Origin of the sequence: Streptomyces sp. NPDC048514 (genome assembly GCF_043199955.1) — a bacterium.
Taxonomy (GTDB): Bacteria; Actinomycetota; Actinomycetes; order Streptomycetales; family Streptomycetaceae; genus Streptomyces.
This window is the reverse complement of record NZ_JBICWT010000006.1, coordinates 385,926-408,031: the sequence shown is the minus strand read 5'-3', so window position 1 is coordinate 408,031 and position 22,106 is coordinate 385,926. Positions and strand designations below refer to the sequence as shown.

The 22,106-nt window shown below is 72.7% G+C and carries 16 protein-coding genes; 3 read left to right on the top strand and 13 right to left on the bottom strand.

Annotation, left to right across the window (positions count from 1 at the left end; translation table 11 throughout):
- Positions 1-32 precede the first annotated feature (32 nt).
- From infB to rimP, 4 genes are all read right to left on the bottom strand, one after another.
- Positions 33-3,137, bottom strand: coding sequence for a translation initiation factor IF-2 (infB, locus tag ACGFT2_RS16275; RefSeq protein ID WP_393278303.1), 3,105 nt, complete (start codon positions 3,135-3,137; stop codon positions 33-35).
- Positions 3,138-3,282: 145 nt separating this feature from the next.
- Positions 3,283-3,579 (bottom strand): YlxR family protein, encoded by a 297-nt coding sequence (locus tag ACGFT2_RS16270; protein WP_393278301.1) that lies wholly within the window; start codon positions 3,577-3,579, stop codon positions 3,283-3,285.
- A gap of 90 nt (positions 3,580-3,669) precedes the next feature.
- Entirely contained in the window at positions 3,670-4,680 is a 1,011-nt protein-coding gene (gene nusA, locus ACGFT2_RS16265; protein ID WP_393278299.1) for a transcription termination factor NusA, read from the bottom strand.
- Between the two features lie 2 nt (positions 4,681-4,682).
- Entirely contained in the window at positions 4,683-5,192 is a 510-nt protein-coding gene (gene rimP, locus ACGFT2_RS16260) for a ribosome maturation factor RimP (protein WP_393278297.1), read from the bottom strand.
- A gap of 205 nt (positions 5,193-5,397) precedes the next feature.
- Here rimP and ACGFT2_RS16255 point away from each other — a divergent pair, with 205 nt between their 5' ends.
- From ACGFT2_RS16255 to ACGFT2_RS16245, 3 genes are all read left to right on the top strand, one after another.
- Positions 5,398-5,898: a hypothetical protein gene (locus ACGFT2_RS16255; protein ID WP_393278295.1), complete on the top strand. Its 501-nt coding sequence runs from the start codon at positions 5,398-5,400 to the stop codon at positions 5,896-5,898.
- Entirely contained in the window at positions 5,895-6,389 is a 495-nt protein-coding gene (locus ACGFT2_RS16250) for a ferritin-like domain-containing protein (protein ID WP_393278293.1), read from the top strand. Before ACGFT2_RS16255 ends, ACGFT2_RS16250 begins: the two co-directional genes overlap by 4 nt.
- Before the next feature lie 356 nt (positions 6,390-6,745).
- Positions 6,746-7,654, top strand: coding sequence for an aminoglycoside phosphotransferase family protein (locus ACGFT2_RS16245; RefSeq protein WP_393278291.1), 909 nt, complete (start codon positions 6,746-6,748; stop codon positions 7,652-7,654).
- Positions 7,655-8,275: 621 nt separating this feature from the next.
- On the opposite strand, the gene ACGFT2_RS16240 is transcribed toward ACGFT2_RS16245, so the two are convergent.
- The 9 genes from ACGFT2_RS16240 to ACGFT2_RS16200 all read right to left on the bottom strand — a co-directional run bounded on the left by ACGFT2_RS16240 (position 8,276) and on the right by ACGFT2_RS16200 (position 22,075).
- The gene (locus ACGFT2_RS16240; RefSeq protein WP_393278289.1) at positions 8,276-9,979 is read right to left on the bottom strand and encodes a proline--tRNA ligase; all 1,704 of its coding nucleotides are present in this window, start codon (positions 9,977-9,979) and stop codon (positions 8,276-8,278) included.
- 124 nt (positions 9,980-10,103) lie between these two features.
- Positions 10,104-10,634 (bottom strand): GNAT family N-acetyltransferase, encoded by a 531-nt coding sequence (locus ACGFT2_RS16235; RefSeq protein ID WP_393278287.1) that lies wholly within the window; start codon positions 10,632-10,634, stop codon positions 10,104-10,106.
- A gap of 20 nt (positions 10,635-10,654) precedes the next feature.
- Positions 10,655-11,503: a GNAT family N-acetyltransferase gene (locus ACGFT2_RS16230; protein ID WP_393278285.1), complete on the bottom strand. Its 849-nt coding sequence runs from the start codon at positions 11,501-11,503 to the stop codon at positions 10,655-10,657.
- A 259-nt stretch (positions 11,504-11,762) separates the two neighbouring features.
- Positions 11,763-12,920, bottom strand: coding sequence for a flavodoxin-dependent (E)-4-hydroxy-3-methylbut-2-enyl-diphosphate synthase (gene ispG, locus ACGFT2_RS16225; protein WP_393278283.1), 1,158 nt, complete (start codon positions 12,918-12,920; stop codon positions 11,763-11,765).
- 170 nt (positions 12,921-13,090) lie between these two features.
- Positions 13,091-14,395 carry a M50 family metallopeptidase gene (locus ACGFT2_RS16220; RefSeq protein WP_393278281.1) on the bottom strand — a complete coding sequence of 435 codons (1,305 nt, stop codon included), beginning with the start codon at positions 14,393-14,395 and terminating at the stop codon, positions 13,091-13,093.
- Positions 14,392-15,663: a 1-deoxy-D-xylulose-5-phosphate reductoisomerase gene (gene dxr / locus ACGFT2_RS16215; RefSeq protein ID WP_393278279.1), complete on the bottom strand. Its 1,272-nt coding sequence runs from the start codon at positions 15,661-15,663 to the stop codon at positions 14,392-14,394. The genes ACGFT2_RS16220 and dxr overlap by 4 nt, the downstream gene beginning before the upstream one ends.
- Before the next feature lie 560 nt (positions 15,664-16,223).
- Positions 16,224-18,161: an acyl-CoA dehydrogenase family protein gene (locus ACGFT2_RS16210; RefSeq protein WP_393278277.1), complete on the bottom strand. Its 1,938-nt coding sequence runs from the start codon at positions 18,159-18,161 to the stop codon at positions 16,224-16,226.
- 420 nt (positions 18,162-18,581) lie between these two features.
- The gene (locus ACGFT2_RS16205; protein ID WP_393278275.1) at positions 18,582-20,027 is read right to left on the bottom strand and encodes an aldehyde dehydrogenase family protein; all 1,446 of its coding nucleotides are present in this window, start codon (positions 20,025-20,027) and stop codon (positions 18,582-18,584) included.
- 299 nt (positions 20,028-20,326) lie between these two features.
- Complete coding sequence (locus ACGFT2_RS16200) at positions 20,327-22,075, bottom strand: PucR family transcriptional regulator (RefSeq protein WP_393278273.1); 1,749 nt, start codon at positions 22,073-22,075, stop codon at positions 20,327-20,329.
- Positions 22,076-22,106 lie beyond the last annotated feature (31 nt).

Below are 22,106 nucleotides of genomic sequence, written 5' to 3'. Positions count from 1 at the left end.
TCCCGCCGGCCAGCATCACAGACCGTAGGCCGTTACGCCCGCGGCTTCTCGCGCATCTCGTACGTCGCGATGACGTCGTCGACCTTGATGTCGTTGAAGTTTCCGAGGTTGATACCACCCTCGAAGCCTTCGCGGATCTCGGTGACGTCGTCCTTGAAGCGACGCAGACCCTCGATGTTGAGGCTCTCCGCGACCACCTTGCCGTCGCGGATGAGGCGGGCCTTGGTGTTGCGCTTGACCTCGCCGGAGCGGATGAGCACACCGGCGATGTTGCCCAGCTTGGACGACTTGAAGACCTCGCGGATCTCCGCCGTGCCCAGCTCGACCTCTTCGTACTCCGGCTTGAGCATGCCCTTGAGGGCCGCCTCGATCTCCTCGATCGCCTGGTAGATGACCGAGTAGTACCGGACGTCCACACCCTCGCGCTCGGCCATCTGCGCCGCGCGGCCGGCCGCGCGGACGTTGAAGCCGATCACGATGGCGTCGGAGCCCATCGCCAGGTCGATGTCGGACTCCGTGACCGCACCGACACCGCGGTGCAGGACGCGGATGTCGACCTCTTCGCCGACGTCCAGCTGGAGCAGGGAGGACTCGAGGGCCTCGACGGATCCGGAAGCGTCACCCTTGATGATCAGGTTCAGCTGCTGGACCTCGCCGGCCTTGAGCACCTTGTCCAGGTCCTCCAGCGACACGCGGCGCGTGCGCTTGGCGAACGCGGCGTTGCGCTCACGGGCGGCGCGCTTCTCGGCGATCTGACGGGCCGTACGGTCCTCGTCGACCACCAGGAAGTTGTCGCCCGCACCCGGGACGTTGGTCAGGCCGAGGACCTGGACCGGCGTCGACGGGCCCGCCTCGGCGACGTTGTTGCCGTTGTCGTCGAGCATGGCGCGCACTCGGCCGTAGGCGTCGCCCACGACCATCGTGTCGCCGACCCGCAGCGTGCCTCGCTGGACGAGGACCGTCGCCACGGCACCACGGCCGCGGTCGAGACGGGACTCGATCGAGATGCCCTGCGCGTCCTGGGCCGGGTTGGCCCGCAGGTCGAGCGAGGCGTCGGCCGTGAGGACCACGGCCTCCAGCAGCGAGTCGATGTGCAGACCCTGCTTGGCGGAGATGTCGACGAACATGGTCTCGCCGCCGTACTCCTCGGCCACCAGGCCGTACTCGGTCAGCTGACCGCGCACCTTGGTCGGGTCGGCACCCTCGACGTCGATCTTGTTGACCGCGACCACGATCGGCACGTCGGCCGCCTTGGCGTGGTTGAGCGCCTCGACCGTCTGCGGCATGACGCCGTCGTTGGCCGCGACGACCAGGATCGCGATGTCGGTCGACTTCGCACCACGGGCACGCATGGCGGTGAACGCCTCGTGACCCGGGGTGTCGATGAAGGTGATCTTGCGCTCTTCGTCGTTGACCTCGGTCGAGACCTGGTAGGCACCGATGTGCTGGGTGATGCCGCCGGCCTCGCCCGCGATGACGTTGGTCTTGCGGATGGCGTCGAGCAGTCGGGTCTTACCGTGGTCGACGTGACCCATGACGGTGACGACCGGCGGGCGGACCACCAGGTCTTCCTCGTCGCCCTCGTCCTCGCCGAACTCGATGTCGAAGGACTCGAGCAGCTCGCGGTCCTCCTCCTCGGGGCTGACGATCTGAACCGTGTAGTTCATCTCGCCGGCGAGGAGCTCCAGCGTCTCGTCGGACACGGACTGGGTGGCCGTGACCATCTCGCCGAGGTTCATCATGACCGCGACGAGTGACGCCGGGTTGGCGTTGATCTTCTCCGCGAAGTCGGTGAGGGACGCACCGCGCGACAGGCGAATGGCTTCGCCGTTGCCGCGAGGCAGCATCACGCCGCCGACCGACGGGGCCTGCATGGCCTCGTACTCCTGGCGCCTCTGCCGCTTCGACTTGCGACCGCGACGCGCGGGACCGCCGGGACGGCCGAAGGCGCCCTGCGTGCCACCACGGCCACCGGGACCGCCGGGACGGCCACCGAAGCCGGGACGGCCACCGCCGCCACCGCCGGGACCACCGGGACGGCCGGCGAAGCCGCCGCCACCGCCACCGCCCGGACCACCGGGACGGCCGGCGAAGCCGCCGCCGCCACCGCCACCCGGACGACCGGCGAAGCCGCCGCCACCCGGACGACCGCCGCCGCCACCGGGACGACCGCCGCCACCGGGACCGCGGCCGCCGGGGCCACCGCCGCCGGGACGCGGGCCGGCAGCGGGACGCTGCGGCATCATGCCCGGGTTCGGGCGCGGACCGCCGGCCGGACCGGGACGCGGGCCGCCCTGCGGGCGGGGCATGCCGGACGGCGACGGGCGGGCACCGCCGGGAGCCTGCGGACGCGGACCGCCGCCCTGGGCGCCGGGCGTCTGCGGACGGGGACCGGCGCCGGGGGCACCGGGACCACCGGGACGCGGGCCGCCCTGCGGGCGCGGGGCCTGCGGGCGGGCCATGCCGGTGGAGCCACCGGAGGTGAAGGGGTTGTTGCCCGGACGAGGACCGGCCGGACGGGAGCCGGGACGCTGGCCCTGGCCACCGGAGCGCGGAGCGCCCTGGCCGGGACGGGACGCCTGGCCCTGACCCTGACCCTGGGCCGGACGGCCACCGGGCTTCGGGGCACCCGGACGGGCGCCGGGACGCGGACCCTGGGCGGCCGGAGCCTGCGGGGTCTGGGCGGCCGGAGCCTGCGGGGTCTGCGCGGCCGGAGCGGCCGGCGGAGCGGTGAACTCCGGGGCGGCCGGAGCCGGACGGGGCGCGGGCTTGGGGCCCGGAACCGGACGCGGGCCCGGGGCGGGCGCCGAGGACGCCGCCGGGGCCTCCGGCTGCTGGGCGGCCGGAGCCTGCGGAGCCGCCTTGGGGGCCGCCGGCGGCCTCGGGGCAGCCGGACGGGCCGCCTGCACCGGAGAGGGTGCGGCGGGCTTGGGGGAAGCCTTGCGGGGGGCGGGCTTGCCGGCGGACTTGCCGTTGCCACCACCCTGGAAGGCGTCGGTCAGCTTACGTACAACCGGCGCTTCGATGGTCGAAGACGCCGAACGGACGAATTCACCGAGTTCCTGGAGCTTGGCCATGACGACCTTGCTCTCGACACCGAACTCCTTGGCGAGTTCGTAGACCCGGACCTTAGCCACTTCGCTCCTTTGAGGTCCGGGTTGAAGCCGGACCGTCGCTAGTTCATGGGCGTACTCATCGCGTACTCATCGAGTGCTCATCGCAATCTCGACCTGCTTTCGACTCGCGAGGTACCAAGCCGCACGGGGTTCCGTACGGCACGTCTTACGGTGTTGCCTGCTCGGCAACTGTTGTCTGCTCGACGTATCGGCGCAACGCCTTTGTGTCGAGCGCTCCCGGGACGCGCAGTGCCCGCGAGAACGCCCGGCGGCGGACCGCCAGGTCGAGACAGACCAGGACGGGGTGTATGTAGGCACCCCGGCCGGGCAGCGTACCGCGAGGATCGGGGACGCATGCGTCCCCGCTCTCCACGATCCGCAGGAGATCGTTCTTGGCCGCTCGCTCCCGGCACCCCACACAGGTGCGTTCCGGGCATGCTCGGGCGTGCGTCCGGCCAGACACGGTTAAGTCTACCTCCCCGTACCGGCCTCACCCCTTCGGGGTAAAGATCGAACGGTTGTTGTCGTAAACGGAGCGGCTTACGGCCGGGATCTATTCCCCGGACCGCCGTCCGGCCTGGTCCTCAGCCTGCTCGGTGTCGGGCCGGATGTCGATCCGCCAGCCGGTGAGCCGGGCCGCGAGGCGGGCGTTCTGGCCCTCCTTGCCGATCGCCAGCGACAGCTGGTAGTCCGGCACGGTCACCCGGGCGGAGCGGGCGGCCAGGTCGACGACGTCCACCTTGCTCACCCGAGCGGGTGACAGCGCGTTCGCCACCATCTCGGCCGGGTCGTCCGACCAGTCGACGATGTCGATCTTCTCACCGTTCAGTTCACCCATCACGTTACGCACCCGGCCGCCCATCGGGCCGATGCAGGCACCCTTGGCGTTCAGACCCGAACGAGTGGACCGAACGGCGATCTTCGTACGGTGACCGGCCTCACGGGCGATCGCCGCGATCTCCACCGAACCGTCGGCGATCTCCGGCACCTCCAGGGCGAAGAGCTTCTTCACCAGGTTGGGGTGCGTGCGGGAGAGGGTCACCGAGGGACCGCGGACACCCTTGGCGACCCGGACGACGTACGACCGCAGCCGCAGGCCGTGCTGGTACGTCTCACCGGGCACCTGCTCCTGCACCGGCAGGATGGCCTCGAGCTTGCCGATGTCCACGAGCACGTTCTTCGGGTCGCGGCCCTGCTGGACCACGCCGGTGACGATGTCGCCCTCGCGGCCGGCGTACTCGCCGAGCGTCGCGTCGTCCTCGGCGTCGCGCAGCCGCTGCAGGATCACCTGCTTGGCGGTGGTGGCGGCGATACGGCCGAAGCCGGACGGGGTGTCGTCGAACTCGCGGACCTCCTGGCCCTCCTCGAGGTCCTCCGGGTCCTCCTTCGCCCACACGGTCACATGCCCGGTCTCCCGGTTGAGCTCCACGCGCGCGTGCCGGCGGCTTCCCTCGGTGCGGTGGTAGGCGATGAGGAGGGCCGACTCGATCGCCTCGACCAGCAGGTCGAAGGAGATCTCCTTCTCCCGCACCAAGCCCCGCAGGGCGCTCATGTCGATGTCCACGGCTACGCCTCCTCCTCTTCCTTCATGTCCTTCTTGTCCTTGCGGTTGAACTCGACCTGCACGCGCGCCCGGTCGATCTCCGGGAAGCCGAGCCGGCGAGTGGTGGCCTTGCGGCCCTTGACCCCGGGCACCTCGACGTCGAGGCCCTCGTCGTCGACGGTGAGGATCCGGGCGACCAGTTCGCCGCCCTCGGTCAGCTGGAATCGCACGAGCCGGTCGGTGGCGCGCACGAAGTGCCGGTGCTCGCTGAGAAGGCGCTCCGCGCCGGGGGTCCCGACCTCCAGGTCGTACGCGCCGTCACCCATCGCGTCGGTCTCGTCGAGCTTCGCCGAGAGCGCGCGGCTCACATCGGCGATGGCGTCCAGATCCGCCCCGGTGTCGGAGTCGACGACCACGCGCAGCACCCGCTTGCGTCCGACGGAGTCCACAGCGATCTCTTCGAGATCCAGCCCCTGGGAGGTGACGAGCGGTTCGAGCAGCTCTCGCAGCCTCTCGCTCTGGGTCGTGCTCATCCGGGTGACTCCTCGGCCGCGTGTGCTGTTGTGGGTTTGGTCGCGTGTCTGGTCAAAGGGTATCCGGTCGCGAGGAGTGTTGCCGTCCACCTGTGTACGGGCGGTGCCGGTGAGTGGTGCGCGGGGGGTGCGCGGGTACGGTGATCACGGGCGTGCCGCCCGAAGCCGTTCTTCCCCTGCCACGAGTTCCCCGAGGACGTCCGCAGTGCCGTACTCCCCACCGCCGCGCACCCCCTCGGGGCCGCGCAGAAGATCCCTGCTCGCCTCGGCCGCGGGTGCCGCCCTGCTGGTGGGCTGCTCGGCCGATCCCGACTCCGGCGGCGGCGACGGCCCGTCCGCCACCGCCGAGGCACACGCGCGTGCCGCCCGGGACAGCCGGGGGCTGCTGGAGCGGTACGACGCCGTGCTGGCGGCACACCCCGGGCTGGCCGAGCGGCTGCGCCCGCTGCGCGACCAGGTCGCGGCCCACGTCGAGGCGTTCGGGGACGGTACGACGCCCGCACCGGCGACGTCCTCGGCCTCCCCCGCCCCGGTGCCGGCCGCCGAGCGGGACGCCGTCGCCGGGCTGGCCGCCGCCGAGCGCGCCCTCGCCGACCGGCGCGCCGCCGACCTGCTGAAGGTGCCGGGCGAGCCCGCGCGGCTGCTGGCCTCGGCCGCGGCGGCCGGAGCGGCGCACGCCTACCTGCTGACGGAGGGGGCGAAGTGAGCGAGCAGGCGAGCGAGGCCGAGCTGACCGCGCTGCAGGCGGCGCTGGCGGCGGAACACGCGGCGGTGTACGGGTACGGCGTCGTCGGCGGCCGGATCGGCGCACGGCGGCGCACCGAGGCGCTGGCCGCGTACGACGGCCACCGGGCGCGCCGGGACGCGCTGGTGCGCGAGGTGCGCGACCTGGGCGGCGAGCCGGTCGCCGCGAGCGCCGCCTACGCGCTGCCGTTCCGGGTGGCCGACGCGGCGGCCGCGGCACGGCTGGCCGCCGGTCTTGAGGAGCGGGTGGCCGGGGTGTACGCGGACCTGGTGCGGGCGGCGTCGGGCGCGCGGCGCGGCGCGGCGGCCGCGGCCCTGCGGGAGTCCGCGGTGCGGTCGGTGCGCTGGAGCGGGGAGAGCGTAGCCTTCCCTGGGCTCGCCGAGCGGTCCTCCGGCGAGGGCACCGGCGCCGCCGGCACGAACCCGTCGGCCTCCGCCCCGGTGTCCCGATAGGCACGGAAGCGGACGGACCGGGCGGCACGGCAGACCTGGCCGGGCCGGACCGGCACGGCACGACGGGACCCCGTACCGCGGACCCCTACGGGCAGGACCCGTACGACAGGGCGGCCGGAAGGCCCCGGGGGGCGGGACTCGTCCGGCAGAACCCTGCCGACCGGCCCCGCCGGCAGGGCCTGTACGACAGGACCCGTGCGGCGGACCCGTACGGCAGGACCCGTGCGGCGGGTCGCGTACGAGAGGTGTCGTTGGGCAGGGCCCTTCGACAGGGGCCGGCGACATGGGCCGACGACGTGGGCCGGAACGGCAGGATCCGTGATGGCGGGATCCGTGGAGAAGGGAAAGACTCGCGCATGGCTTTCGAACCGCCGCAGCGCCTGGTGCGCGCGCTCGGTGAGACCGCACCGGCCGGGGACGACTGGCTGGCACGGCTGCCCGAGGCGGCCGAGCGGGCCGTGGCCCGGCGCGAGTCGTCCGTCGAGCGGGTTCAGGTGCCGGGGGGCCGCAGCAGCCTGGTGGTGCTGGTCCGGCGGGCGGACGGCACCCCGGCGGTGCTGAAGCTGGCCCCGCCGCGGGCCCGGCCCGAGAGCGAACGGGCGGCGCTGGCGCACTGGGCCGGGCTGGGCGCCGTACAACTTCTGGAGGCGGAACCCGAGGACGCCACGGAGGGTGTGCTGCTGCTGGAGCGGCTGCATCCGGATGTCTCGGTGCGGTCGCTGCCGGAGGCCAAGGCGCTGCTGGAGGCGGCGGGAACGCTGCGCCGGCTGTGGGTGGAGCCGCCGGCCGGCCATGTCTTCGAGACCGTCGGGGAGCGCACCGGGCGGCAGGCGGCGGCCATGCGGGCGGGCGCCGAGGCCGACGCCGGGACGGCGCCGCTGGTCGACGCGGCGCTCGCGGCCCGCGAGGAGTTGCTGGCCGGGCCGCCGGAGGACCGGTTGCTGCACGGGACGTTCCGGCAGAGCAAGGTGCTCGCCGGGGAACGGCTGCCGTGGCTCGCGGTGGGCCCCGACCCGGTGGTCGGCGAGTCCGCCTTCGACCTGGCGCGGCTGGTGCGGGACCGGGTGGAGGACCTGATCGCCGCGCCGTCCGGCCCCTCGACCACACGGCGCCGCATCAAGCGGCTCGCGGAGTCGCTCGAGGTGGATCAGGAGCGGCTGCGGGGCTGGACGCTGTTCCGGGCGGTGGAGTCGGGCGTCCGGGCACTGCGGGTGGGCCGCCCGAAGGACGGGGAACTGCTGCTGGAGTTCGCCGGCTGGCTCTAGCGAGGCCCGGGGGCCGCTCCGGCGGACTGCCTGCGCGCACCGATCCGGTCACGGGGCCGACAGCCGATCGGCGCTGCGACGCCTCCGGGACCTCTCACGGAGGGCGTCGTCAGGCCGTCGGCCTCGGACGGCAGGCCAGCAGGCGGCCAGCCCCGGGCGGCTGCCGGCCTGACCTCAGGCCGTCAGGCGGTCGACCTCCCGCCGTCAGCGGTCAGGCCGGCAGCCCCCGAGGACAACGGCCAGGCCAGCGGCCCCGGAGGACAGCGGCCAGGCCGGCGGCCCCCCGGCGTCACGCCGCGAGGCCCGTCGCATACCCGTCGTCAGGCCGTCAGGCCGTCAGCGGTCGCCGGCAGCCCCCCGAGGACAGCAGCCAGGCCGGCGGCCCCCCCGGCGTCACGCCGCGAGGCCCGTCGTACCCCCGTCGTCAGGCCGTCAGGCCGTCAGGCCGGCAGCCCCCCGAGGACAGCAGCCAGGCCGGCGGCCCCCCGGCGTCACGCCGCGAGGCTCGTCGTACCCCCGTCGTCAGGCCGTCAGGCCGTCAGGCCGGTAGCCCCCCGAGGACAACGGCCAGGCCGGGAGGCCTCCCGGCGTCACGCCGGGAGGCCCGTCGTATCCCCGTCGTCAGGCCGTCAGGCGGGCGATCGCTTCCTCGACCGTCAGTTCCTCGCGCTCGCCGGTCTTGCGGTCCTTCAGCTCCAGAACGCCCTCGCCGGAGCGGCGGCCGGCCACCAGGATCTGCGGTACGCCGATCAGCTCGGCGTCGGTGAACTTCACGCCCGGGGAGACGCCGGCCCGGTCGTCCACCAGGACCCGGACACCCGCGGCGGCCAGCTTCTCGGCGACGTCCAGGGCCAGCTCGGTCTGCAGCGCCTTGCCGGCGGCGACGACGTGCACGTCGGCCGGGGCGACCTCCTTGGACCACACCAGGCCCTTGTCGTCGGCGGTCTGCTCGGCGAGCGCGGCCACGGCGCGGGAGACGCCGATGCCGTAGGAGCCCATGGTGACGCGGACCGGCTTGCCGTTCTGGCCGAGCACGTCGAGCTTGAGGGCGTCGGTGTACTTGCGGCCGAGCTGGAAGATGTGGCCGATCTCGATGGCTCGGTCCAGCTTCAGGCCCGTGCCGCACTTGGGGCAGGGGTCGCCCTCCTGCACGACCACGACGTCCACGTACGCGTCGACCTCGAAGTCACGGCCGGCCACGACGTTCCTGGCGTGCGTGTGCTCCTTGTTGGCGCCGGTGATCCAGGAGGTGCCGGGGGCCACCCGCGGGTCGGCGATGTACGTGACCTTCTCGCCCAGGCCCTGCGGGCCGACGTAGCCGCGGACCAGGTCGGGACGGCCGACGAAGTCCTCGGCGGTGACCAGCTCGACGGCGGCCGGGGCGAAGTGCGCCTCGACCTTGCCCAGGTCGACCTCGCGGTCGCCGGGCACGCCGACCGCGACGATCTCGCCGTCCACCTTGACCAGCAGGTTCTTCAGCGTGGCCGAGGCCGGGACGCCGAGGGATGCGGCGAGGGTCTCGATGGTCGGGGTGTCGGGGGTGGGGATCTCCTCGAGCGCGGGCACGGCCGAGCCGTCGGCCGGCTTCAGCTGGTAGGTGATCGCCTCGGTGTTGGCGGCGAAGTCGCAGTTCGGGCAGTCCGCGAAGGTGTCCTCGCCGGCCTCGGCCGGGGCCAGGAACTCCTCCGACTTCGAGCCGCCCATGGCGCCGGCGGTGGCCGCGCAGATGCGGTAGTCGAGGCCGAGGCGCTCGAAGACCCGCTGATAGGCCTGGCGGTGCAGGGCGTAGGACTTCGCGAGGCCCTCGTCCTCCAGGTCGAAGGAGTACGAGTCCTTCATCAGGAACTCGCGGCCGCGCAGGATGCCGGCCCGGGGGCGGGCCTCGTCACGGAACTTGGTCTGGATCTGGTAGAGGATCACCGGCAGGTCCTTGTAGGACGTGCACTGGTCCTTGACCAGGAGGGTGAAGATCTCCTCGTGGGTGGGGCCGAGGAGGTAGTCGCCGCCCTTGCGGTCCTTCAGCCGGAACAGCTCCTGGCCGTACTCGTCCCAGCGCCCGGTCGCCTCGTAGGGCTCGCGCGGCAGCAGGGCGGGGAGGGAGACCTCCTGGGCGCCGATGCCGTCCATCTCCTCGCGGACGATGCGCTCCACGTTGGCGAGGACCTTCTTGCCGAGGGGCAGCCAGGACCAGATGCCGGCGGCCGTGCGGCGGACGTAGCCGGCGCGGACGAGGAGCTTGTGGCTGAGGACCTCGGCGTCGGCCGGGTCGTCGCGCAGCGTCTTCGCCATCAACTGGGACATGCGCTGGACCGGTGCGTTCGCCATGGTTCTCGTACTCCTGCCGGATGGGGGTCCCCCCGCCCGGGCGAGGCCGGGCACGGGGGAGGGTGTTGGCAGGAGGTTAGCCGGGCCTGCTGTGCCGGTGGAAATCGGATATGGGCGACCGGCCCTACTTACGGCGCAGGGGCAGGGGGGCGCCCATCACCGCGTAGGGCCTGGGCGCGCTCGGGAAGTGGACCTGGCGGGCGAGGTCGACGTAGCCGAGGGAGTGGTACAGGCCGCGGGCCGGGCTGTCGGTGTCGATCGCCGAGAGGATCGAACGGGGCTCGGCGGCGGTGTCGGTGATGGCGGTGATCAGGCGCCGCCCGATGCCGCGGTTCTGGTGGCCGGGGTGGACGTGCAGCTCGGTGATGACGAAGGAGCCGTCGAGCCAGCCGTCGTTGTCCTGGGCCCGGAGGTAGGGCTCCACGACGGTGGACCACCAGTGGAGGCGGGAGTTGGGCATGCCGTAGACGAAGCCCACGAGGTGGTTGCCGACCCTCGCGCCGAGGGCTCTCGCGCCCTGGTACTGCATGTGCCGCTGGACGATCTGCCGGCGTACGGCCACCTCTTCGGGGCCGAGGCCGAAGGCGACGGCTTGGACGGCGAGGGCCTCGTCGACGTGGGCTGCGAGGTCCAGGGGGCCGATCACGAGGTCCATGCCGGGAGCGTACAGGGGCTTCAGAAGAGCACACTCATGAAGGCGCCCACCTCTTGGAAGCCCACCTTGCGGTACGTCCTGCGCGCCGCCGTGTTGAAGTCGTTGACGTACAGGCTCACCACCGGGGCCACGTCCATGAGGGCGTAGCGCAGGACGGCGGCCATACCTGGGGCCGCCAGGCCCGTGCCCCGGTACTCGGGGGCCACCCAGACGCCCTGGATCTGGCAGGCCCGGGAGGTGGCCGCGCCGATCTCCGCCTTGAAGGCGACCTTGCCGTGCTCGTCGAGGCGGGCGAAGGAGCGGCCGGAGCCGACGAGTTCGGCGACCCGGGCCTGGTACAGCAGGCCGCCGTCGGCGGCCATCGGGGAGACGCCGACCTCCTCGGTGAACATCGCCACGCACGCCGGCATGATCGTCTCCATCTCGTCCTTGCGGACCCGGCGGACGTAGGGGTCCGGGACGATGTCGGCGGGCATGCGGTCGGTGACCATGAGCGGCTGCCGGCCGCGGACCTCGCGGGCCGGGCCCCAGTGGGGCTCCAGCAGGCGCCACAGCAGGGCGGTGGATTCGGCGGGGCCGACGACGGAGGAGCAGCGGCGGCCGGCCCGGCGGGCGCGGTCGGCGAAGGCGCGGACGGCGCGCGGAGTGGCGCAGATCGGGACCAGGTTGGCGCCCGCGTAGCACAGCGACGTGAGCATGCCGTCCTCGTACCAGCCCCACATCTCGCCACCGAGGCGCCACGGGTCGAGGCCGGCGACCTGGACCCGGGAGGTCACGAAGGCGTTGGCCACCGGGTCTCGGTCGAGGACGGCGAGCGCGGCGTCCAGGTCGCTCGGTTCGAGGACCCGGGAGGTGGTCTGGGTCAGCACGGGCGGGGCCTCACGGTGGGGTTGCCTGGTCCCCGCACTGTACCTGCCGGAATTCGACGGCGCCGCCCCGTGGTGGCGCACGGTACGGCTCCGGGTTCACGGCCGTCCGGCCAGGGCCCTCGGCCGAGGGGCGGGCCGTCGGCCGTCGGTTCCGGCCGTACGCCTCGGACGACAGCCGGGCGGGCCGGCTGCCGTCGATTCCGGCCGTACCCCTCGGACGACAGCCGGGCGGACCGGAGGCCGTCCGGTCACCGTGGGGTCAGTCGGCCACCGACACGGACGGCTCGCCGGAGGCGACGCCCTCGGCCTCCATCTGCTCGGCGAGCTTCATCGCCTCCTCGATGAGGGTCTCCACGATCTTGGACTCGGGGACGGTCTTGATGACCTCGCCCTTGACGAAGATCTGGCCCTTGCCGTTGCCGGAGGCGACGCCGAGGTCGGCCTCGCGGGCCTCGCCGGGGCCGTTCACCACGCAGCCCATGACGGCTACGCGCAGCGGGACCTCCATGCCGGTGAGGCCGGCGGTGACCTCTTCGGCGAGCTTGTAGACGTCGACCTGGGCGCGGCCGCAGGAGGGGCAGGAGACGATCTCCAGGCCGCGCTGCTTGAGGTTCAGCGACTCCAGGATCTGGAGGCCGACCTTGACCTCCTCGGCCGGCGGCGCCGACAGGGAGACGCGGATGGTGTCGCCGATGCCCTGGGAGAGCAGCGCGCCGAAGGCGACCGCCGACTTGATCGTGCCCTGGAAGGCCGGGCCGGCCTCGGTGACGCCGAGGTGCAGCGGGTAGTCGCACTGGGCGGCGAGCTGGCGGTAGGCCTCGATCATCACGACCGGGTCGTTGTGCTTCACCGAGATCTTGATGTCCCGGAAGTCGTGCTCCTCGAAGAGGGACGCCTCCCACAGGGCGCTCTCGACCAGCGCCTCGGGGGTCGCCTTGCCGTACTTCTGGAGCAGTCGCCTGTCCAGGGAGCCGGCGTTGACCCCGATACGGATCGGGGTGCCGTGGTCCTTGGCGGCCTGGGCGATCTCCTTGACCTTGTCGTCGAACTGCTTGATGTTGCCCGGGTTGACCCGGACCGCGGCGCAGCCGGCCTCGATGGCCGCGAAGACGTACTTCGGCTGGAAGTGGATGTCCGCGATGACCGGGATCTGCGACTTGCGGGCGATGGTCGCGAGGGCGTCCGCGTCGTCCTGGGTGGGGCAGGCCACGCGTACGATCTGGCAGCCCGAGGCGGTCAGCTCGGCGATCTGCTGGAGGGTGGCGCCGATGTCGGACGTACGGGTCGTGGTCATCGACTGGACCGAGACGGGTGCGTCTCCACCGACCGCCACGGTTCCGACCTGGATCTGCCGGCTCTTGCGGCGTTCGGCGAGCTTGGTCGGAACGGACGGCATGCCGAGAGAAATCGCAGTCATCTGCAGTGCAACCCCAAGTCGTGGATCAAGGTCCGGTCCCGTGAACGGCGGGCTCCAGGCTTCGAGATTACGGCACCGGCCCCGGCGCGGGCACATCCCACCCGATAAACCCACCCGATGGGAGGCGGCCGGGAACCACGGGGTCCCCGGCCGCCCTGAACATCGCGTGGCTAGGAGATTTTCACGGGGTTGACCACGTCCGCGATGAGCACCAGGACGGTGAAGCAGACGAAGATCCCGGCCACCACGTAGGCCACCGGCATCAGCTTGGCCACGTCGAACGGACCGGGGTCCGGCCGGCGCAGCACCCGGGCGAGGTTGCGCCGCAGCGCCTCCCACAGGGCGCCCGCGATGTGCCCGCCGTCGAGCGGGAGCAGCGGGAGCATGTTGAAGAGGAACAGCGAGAGGTTGAACCCGGCGAGGAGCATCACGAACCCGGCCACCTGCTGGGATGCGGGGATGTCCAGGGTGGCGATCTCGCCGGTGATGCGGGCCGCGCCGACGATGCCCATCGGCGAGTCCGGCTCGCGCGGGCCGTCGCCGAAGGCGGCGTCCCACAGGGCGGGGATCTTGCCGGGCAGGGCGGCGAGCGAGTCGACGGCGTCACCGACGCGGTCGGTCATCCAGGTCACCGAATCGCCGAAGTCGAGCTTCACCACGCCGGTGGCCGAGCTGAAGCCGAGGAAGCCCGCCTCGACGAACTTGCCCTGGACGTAGGCGCCGCTGGAGTCCTTCTTGGCGACCTGGTTGGTGGCGATCTTCGCGTGCAGGGTGAGCTGCCTGCCGTCGCGGTCGACGACGATCGGCACGCTCTTGCCGGCGCTGTCGCGGATCAGGTCGGAGAGGGTGTTCCAGTCCTTCGTGGCCTTTCCGTCGAAGGAGACGATCTCGTCGCGCTGCCGGATGCCGGCGGCCTGGGCAGGTGAGGCCGGGTCGGACTTCTTGCAGCTGTCGCGGTGCTCGCTCTGGTCGATGACGCAGGGCGAGACGGAAGCGACGGTGGTGGTCTGCTGCTGGATGCCGAAGCCCATGAGCGAGACGAAGAACAGGCCGATGGCGAGGACCAGGTTCATGAAGGGGCCGGCGAACATGACGATGACGCGCTTCCACGGCTTGCGCGTGTAGAACATGCGCGTCTCGTCACCCGGCTGTAGCTCCTCGAAGGCCGCCGAGCGGGCGTCCTCGATCATGCCGCGCCACGGGGAGGTGGAGCGGGCGGAGATCCGGCCGGCGTCGTCGGGCGGGAACATGCCGATCATGCGGATGTAGCCGCCGAGCGGGATGGCCTTGATGCCGTACTCGGTGTCGCCCTTGTTCCGCGACCAGATGGTGGGGCCGAAGCCCACCATGTACTGCGGGACGCGGATGCCGAAGAGCTTGGCCGTGGACAGGTGTCCCAGCTCGTGCCACGCGATCGAGACGAGCAGGCCCACCGCGAAGACCACTATGCCGAGGATGAACATCAAGGTCGTCATGCACGCGCCTCCGCGGTCGCCGTCGTGGCTGTGAGTTCGCGGGCCCGGGCCCGCGCCCAGGTCTCCGCTTCGAGGACGTCCGACACCGTGAGCGAGGTTCCCGCGAGCGGGGTGCCGTGCTCCTCGACCACCCGGGTCACGGTCTCCATGATCCCGTTGAAGGGCAGCACGCCGCCCAGGAAGGCCTCGACGCACTCCTCGTTGGCCGCATTGAACACCGCCGGAGCCGTCCCCGCGAGCCGCCCCACGTGCCGGGCGAGGTTCACCGAGGGGAAGGCCTCGTCGTCCAGGGGGAAGAACTCCCAGGTGGAGGCCTTGCTCCAGTCGAAGGCGGGCGCCGCGTCCGGAACCCGTTCGGGCCAGCCGAGACCGATGGCGATCGGCCCGCGCATGTCGGGGGGCGTCGCCTGGGCGATCGTGGAACCGTCGGTGAACTCGACCATCGAGTGGACATACGACTGCGGATGCACGACCACCTCAATGTGGTCGAAGGGAATGTCGTAGAGCAGGTGCGCCTCGATGACCTCCAGTCCCTTGTTGACCAGGGTCGCCGAGTTGATCGTGATCACCGGGCCCATCGCCCAGGTGGGGTGGGCGAGGGCGTCCTGGACGGTGACGTCCGCCAGCTCGGCCTTGGTCCGGCCGCGGAAGGGGCCGCCGGAGGCGGTGACGACCAGCTTGCGCACGTCGGCGCGGGTGCCGCAGGCCAGGGCCTGGAAGAGGGCGGCGTGCTCGGAGTCGACCGGGATGATCTGCCCGGGCTCGGCGAGTGCCTTGACCAGCGGTCCGCCGACGATCAGCGACTCCTTGTTGGCCAGCGCGAGGGTGCGGCCGGCCTCGAGGGCGGCGAGGGTGGGGGCCAGGCCGATGGACCCGGTGATGCCGTTGAGCACGGTGTGGCAGTCCGAGGCGGCGACCTGGGTGGCCGCGTCGGGGCCGGCGAGGATCTCGGGCAGCGGCTCACCCGCGCCGTACTCGCCGGCGAGCGCCTCGCGCAGGGCGGGTACGGCGTCCTCGCGGGCGACCGCGACGGTCCGCACCCGCAGCCGGTGCGCCTGCTCGGCGAGGAGGGCGATCCGGCCACCGTTCGCGGACAGCGCGGTGACGCGGAAGCGGTCGGGGTTGCGCAGCACGAGGTCGATGGCCTGGGTGCCGATGGATCCGGTGGAGCCGAGGATCACCACGTCCCTGGGTCCGCCCCCGGGGAGGGGGTCGTAGACGAGGTGGGGATCGGCGAGGGGCGCCGGACGGGCGGGACTGTCGGTCATCCCCCCATTGTCGCCGCAACCGGCGGCCGTCAGGACAGCGCGTCCCTCGGGCGGGTGCGTCGACCGTGCCCGATCAGTCCGTGACGAGTGGGGTGGGTGGATTTCCGGCTCATCGGCGTTGCGCGCTTTCCCGCCGTTCGAACTGCCGGTCGACGGGATCGGCGGGAAGGGCCGCGCTGCCGCCGGCATTCGCGCGTGCAGCGCGGGAGCCTCGTCCACGCGGTCGCGGAAGAAGTCGTCCGGGTCGGCGCTGGCGGCGAGCGGGCCGGCGAGCAGGGCGCTGTGCGCGGCGACCGCCTCGGGAAGTTCGGCTTCGCGAGCGTCGCGATCGCAGGAACCGAGGGCCCGGAGCCTCAGCCGGGCGACACCTGCCGGGCCGTCCCGTCCTCGAGAGCGGCGAGCGTGGAGCCGCCACCCCGGATGTCGCGGCCGTGATCCCGGAGGTCGCCCCCCGGTCTCGACGGCCCCGGGAACGGCGCGGGGCAGGGCGGGTCCAGGGGGCGGCCGGTGCGGGGCGGTTCCCGGAGGCGGCCGGTCCGGGGTGCGGCCGGGGCGTGGGGCTAGGTGCCGAAGGGGCGGCGTGCGTTCTCCCGGGCGGAGGGGCCGGGGGTCGCGTCCGCGATCCACACGCCGTCGCCGGACGGGTCGGCGACGCCCTCCTCCAGCCACTCGTACGCCCCGCCGAGGACCCCCTCGACCACCTTGCGGTCGAGGTCGTCGGTGTTGGTCCACAGACGGCCGAAGAGTTCCTCGACCCGGATGCGGGCCTGGCGGCAGAAGGCGTCGGCGAGCTGGTAGGCCTCGCGGCCGTGCCGGCCCTCACCGCGCAGCCGCTCGGCGCGGACGCAGGCCGCGCTCATGGCGAACAGTTCGGCGCCGATGTCCACGATCCGGCCGAGGAACCCCTGCTTGGTCTCCATCCGGCCCTGCCAGCGGGACATCGCGTAGAAGGTGGAGCGTGCGAGCTTGCGGGCGGTGCGCTCGACATAGCGCAGATGCCCGGAGAGATCGACGTCTTGCTTGAACTCACCGAACGCGGTGGGTAGTTGGCCGGGGCCCGCAACCAGCTTCGGCAGCCACTTGGCGTAGAAGACACCCGCGCTCGCGCCCGCCCGCGCCTTGTCCGACAGGGACTTGTCGGGGTCGATGAGGTCGCCGGCGACCGATAGGTGGGCGTCGACCGCCTCGCGGGCGATGAGGAGGTGCATGATCTCGGTCGAGCCCTCGAAGATGCGGTTGATCCGCAGGTCGCGCAGGATCTGCTCGGCCGGGACCCCGCGCTCGCCCCGCGCCCGCAGGGACTCGGCCGTCTCGTAGCCGCGCCCGCCGCGGATCTGGACCAGTTCGTCGGCCATCAGCCAGGCCATCTCGGAGCCGTAGAGCTTGGCGAGGGCGGCCTCGATGCGGATGTCGTTGCGGTCCTCGTCGGCCATCTGCGAGGACAGGTCGAGGACGGCCTCCAGGGCGAAGGTGGTGGCCGCGATGAAGCTGATCTTGGAGCCGACGGCCTCGTGCAGAGCGACCGGCTTGCCCCACTGCTCCCGCTCGGCCGACCACTCGCGGGCGATCTTCAGGCACCATTTGCCGGCGCCGGCGCACATCGCGGGCAGCGAGAGCCGGCCGGTGTTGAGGGTGGTGAGCGCGATCTTCAGCCCGGCGCCCTCGGGACCGATGCGGTTGGCGGCGGGCACCCGGACCCGGTGGAAGCGGGTGACGCCGTTCTCGATGCCGCGCAGGCCCATGAAGGCGTTGCGGTTCTCGACGGTGATTCCCTCGGCGGCGGCCTCCACCACGAACGCGGTGATGCCGCCCTTGCGGCCCTCGGACTTCGGCACCCGCGCCATGACCACGAGCAGGTCGGCGACCACGCCGTTGGTGGTCCACAGCTTCACCCCGTCGAGGACGTAGTCGTCGCCGTCGGGTACGGCCGTGGTGGCGAGGCGGGCCGGGTCGGAGCCGACGTCCGGCTCGGTGAGCAGGAAGGCGGAGATGTCGGTGCGGGCGCAGCGGGGCAGGAAGGTGTCCTTCTGCTCCTGGGTGCCGAACATCTTCAGCGGCTGCGGCACGCCGATCGACTGGTGGGCGGAGAGCAGCGCGCCGACGGCCGGGCTCACGGAGCCGACCAGGGCGAGGGCCTTGTTGTAGTAGAGCTGGGTGAGGCCGAGACCGCCGTACTTGGGGTCGATCTTCATGCCGAGGGCGCCGAGTTCCTTGAGGCCGGCGACGACCTCGTCGGGGATGCGGGCCTCGCGCTCGATGCGGGCGGAGTCGATGGCCGTCTCGCAGAAGACGCGCAGCTTTGCCAGGAATTCCTCACCGCGCCTGACCGACTCCTCGTCGGGCAGCGGATGGGGATGGATGAGGTCGAGCCGGAAGCGCCCGAGGAACAGCTCCTTGGCGAAGCTGGGCTTGTGCCAGTCCTGCTGCCGGGCGGCCTCCGCCACCTGACGCGCCTCGCGCTCGGTGACGTTGGTGCGTGGGGTGGTGGTGGCGGACATTGAGGCTCACCTCGCCGCGAAGAAGGATGATTGCGGACCGTTCCTTACCGACCAGTGCTACTGGATCGTTGGTACCTGAAACGGGCCCACCCCACCACCCCTCGCGGTCCGATCGGGTCGAATACCGTCCGGTCACCGTTCCGGCGCTCTGCCGAAACGGTGACCGGACCAGGGCGACGCGAAAGGACCCGCGCGGCTCGCGGTGGACACGGGCCAGGTGGGTGTCGATCGATTGACCGGCCCGGGCCGTGCCGGCCCGGGCCGGCGGGCCCCGTCGCGGGCGCGCTGGAGGATCTCGGCGGCGCCCGCCGGTGACCGGTCGCGAGTGGCGCCGACCGGACGGCACGCCGGACAGGCGAACGGCCGCAGCCCCCGCACAGTGGGCTGCGGCCGTTCCGTTTCCGACCTGTCCGTGGCAGGTCAGAGCGCGAGACCGGTGAGGACCAGCACGCGCTCGTAGGTGTAGTCCTCCATCGCGAACCGCACGCCTTCGCGGCCCACACCGGACTGCTTGGCGCCGCCGTACGGCATCTGGTCGGCACGGTAGGACGGGACGTCGCCGATCACCACGCCACCGACCTCAAGGGCGCGGTGGGCACGGAAGGCGATCTGCAGGTCGTGGGTGAACACGCCTGCCTGCAGGCCGTACTTGGAGCTGTTGACCGCGGCGAACGCCTCGGCCTCGCCGTCCACCTTCTGCACGGTGAGGACGGGCCCGAAGATTTCCTCGCAGGCGAGGGTGGTGTCCGCCGGTACGTCGGTGAGGACGGTCGGCGCGTAGGAGGCGCCGTCGCGGTCGCCGCCGGTGAGGAGCGTGGCACCGGCCTCGACGGCGTCCTTGACCCAGGACTCCACGCGCTTGGCCGCGTCCTCGCTCACCAGCGGGCCGACGTCCGTCTTGGCGTCGGACGGGTCACCGGTGACCTGGGCCTCGACGGCGGCGACGACGCGCGGCAGCAGCCGGTCGTACACCGACGCGTCGGCGATCACACGCTGCACGGAGATGCAGGACTGGCCGCCCTGGTAGTTGGAGAAGGTCGCGATGCGGGTCGCGGCCCAGTCCAGGTCGGCGTCGGAGGCGTAGTCGCCGAGGACGACCGCGGCTCCGTTGCCGCCCAGCTCCAGCGTGCAGTGCTTGCGCGGCACCGAGTCCATGATCGCGTAGCCGACCTTCTCGGAGCCCGTGAAGGAGATGACCGGCAGGCGCTCGTCCTGGACGAGGGCGGGCATCTTCTCGTTGGCGACCGGAAGGATGCTCCAGGAGCCGGCCGGCAGCTCGGTCTCGGCGAGCAGGTCACCGATGATCAGGCCGGAGAGCGGGGTGGCCGGGGCCGGCTTCAGGATGATCGGCGCGCCGGCGGCGATGGCCGGAGCCACCTTGTGGGCGCACAGGTTCAGCGGGAAGTTGAACGGCGCGATGCCGAGCACGACGCCCTTCGGGAAGCGGCGGGTGAGCGCGAGGCGGCCCTGGCCGCCGGCGTCGGTGTCGAGGCGCTGGGCCTCGCCGCCGTTGAACCGGCGGGCCTCCTCGGCGGCGAACCGGAACACGGAGACGGCACGGCCGACCTCGCCCCGGGCCCACTTGATCGGCTTGCCGTTCTCGGCGGAGATCAGCTGGGCGATCTCCTCGGTGCGCTCCACCAGCCGCTTGCTGACGTGGTCGAGGGCGGCGGCGCGCACGTGCGCCGGGGTGGCGGCGAACTCGTCCCGCACGGCGTAGGCGGCGGCCACGGCCTCCTCGACCTGGGCGTCGGTCGGCACGCTGACCTTGCCGACGAGGCGGCCGTCCCACGGCGAGGTGACATCGAAGGTGTCCTCGCCGGTGACCTGGCGGCCGGCGAGCCAGAAGGCGTGGGTGGAAGTCATGTCTTCCCGGCCTTTCCGCGTTGGAGGGTGTTGTGGGCTTTCGTGGTCCACGGTAGGCGGCAGGCGCCCGACGGTCGTTTGTCCGAGCTGTAGCAGTCGGGACGAGGGGTACGCCGGAATGGCGGGGTGGGGCGCGGGAGCGGCTGGGGGTGGGTGGACTGGTGGCCGCCCGCCGGGGCGCGGGAGCGGCTAGGGGGTGGGTGGACTGGTGGCCGCCCGCCGGGGCGCGGGAGCGGCTAGGGGGCGCGTGGACTGGCGGCCGCCCGCCGGGCGCGGCTGGAGTGGCCGCCTGCCGCCGGTCAGTCGGGGGGCGTGGCCTTGAGGGCGAGCCAGAGTTCCATCCGGACGTCCGGGTCGTCCAGCGAGCGGCCGAGGATCTCCTCGACCCGCCGCATCCGGTACCGCAGCGTGTGCCGGTGCACGCCCAGGTCCGCCGCGGCCGCGTCCCACTGCCCGTGCCGCGACAGCCACGCCCGCAGCGAAGCGACCAGGTCCCCGCGCCCCGTCGCGTCGTGTTCGTGCAACGCCCGCAGCAGCCCGTCCGCGAACGCCTTCACCGCGTCGTCGGCCAGCAACGGCAGCACGGATCCGGCGGCCAGCTGCTCGTGCTCCACCAGCACCCGGCCCCGGCGCCGCGCCACCGACAGCGCCTGCTCGGCCTGCTTGTAGGCCGCCGCGGCGGCGATCGGGCCGGCCGGCGCGGAGAGGCCCACGATCAGCTCGTACTCGTCCGCCACGGCCACTGCCGTCTGGTCGGACACCGTCCGCGACGCCTCCAGCGCGCCCGCGTACTGCGCACAGGCGGCCACCGCCGCACCTCCGTCCGCCGCGAGCACCACGAGCCGCTCACCCTCCGGCACGACCAGCACCGCCTCCCCGGAACGCGCGGCGGCGGACTCGACGGTCTCGGCGAGCCCGCCCAGCGGCTCACCGCCCGCGCCGGCGGCGGCAAGCACGGCAGCGGCACTCGGCTTGGCGACGCCGCCCGGCTTGGCGCCGGTCCCGGACTTGGCACCCGACCCGGACTTGGCACCCGAGCCGGACTTGACGGCGGACGCGGGTACGCGCGCGTGGGCATCGGCGTGCGCCCGGGTCGCCGGCCCGGACACCGACTCGGCGACGATCATCCGGAACGGCGCGTCCAGCAGAGCCCCGTACAGATCCCCGGCGACGGCCCGGGCGTGGTCGGGCTCCCCGGCGAGCAGCATGCGCAGCACCGCCGTACCGATCCGCTGCTCGGCGGCGTGCAGGGAGCGGGAGCGTTCGGTGGTCAGGGTGAGCAGGGCGATGGCGGAGTGGACGGCGTAGCGCTCGGCGGTGCCGAGGGCGGCGGCCGTGCCCACGGCGAGCGCGGCACGCGGCCGCCGGCCGGTGCCGAGGGAGTGCAGCTCGACCCGGTCCTCGTGTTCGGGGCCGCCGACGACGGAGGAGGCGGGGGCGGCCCGCTCCCGCAGCCGTTCGACGTCGGCGGTGAGCCGGGCGGCCCGCCGGCCGGCCCACTCCGGTGCGGCGGCGACGACGGCGCCCGAGGCGTCGTAGAGCGCCGCCCAGCCGTCGACCTGCGCGGCGAGCGCGCCGAGCAGGCCTTCGGGACCGGAGTTCAGGGCCTGTCTGGTCAGCTCGCGCTGGGCGGCGAAGCCTGCCGTGACCGCGCGGTACTGGTCGGCGGCGATCGCCGCGGAGACGGCCTTGCTGATGGCGAGGAAGGGGGTGCGGCGGGGGACCTCGAGCAGCGGCAACCCCTCGTCCCGAGCGGCGTCGACGAGGGCCTCGGGGATGTCCTCGTAGTTGACGCCGACGGCGAAGCCGAGTCCGACGACGCCCGCGCCGACCAGCCGCCGTACATACCGGCGCATGGCCTCCGGGTCCTCCGCGTCCAGCTTGAGCGCGGTGATCAGCAGCAGCTCGCCGCCCTCCATATAGGGGACGGGGTCGGCCAGCTCGCTGACGTGTGCCCAGCGCACGGGCACGTCGAGGCGATCCTCGCCCGCGCGCACGGTCAGTTTGAGCGCGGAGTGGTGGACGAGCGAGGACAGCGTCGGGGGCATGAGGCCTTCACGGTGAGGGGGGCCGGGGCGG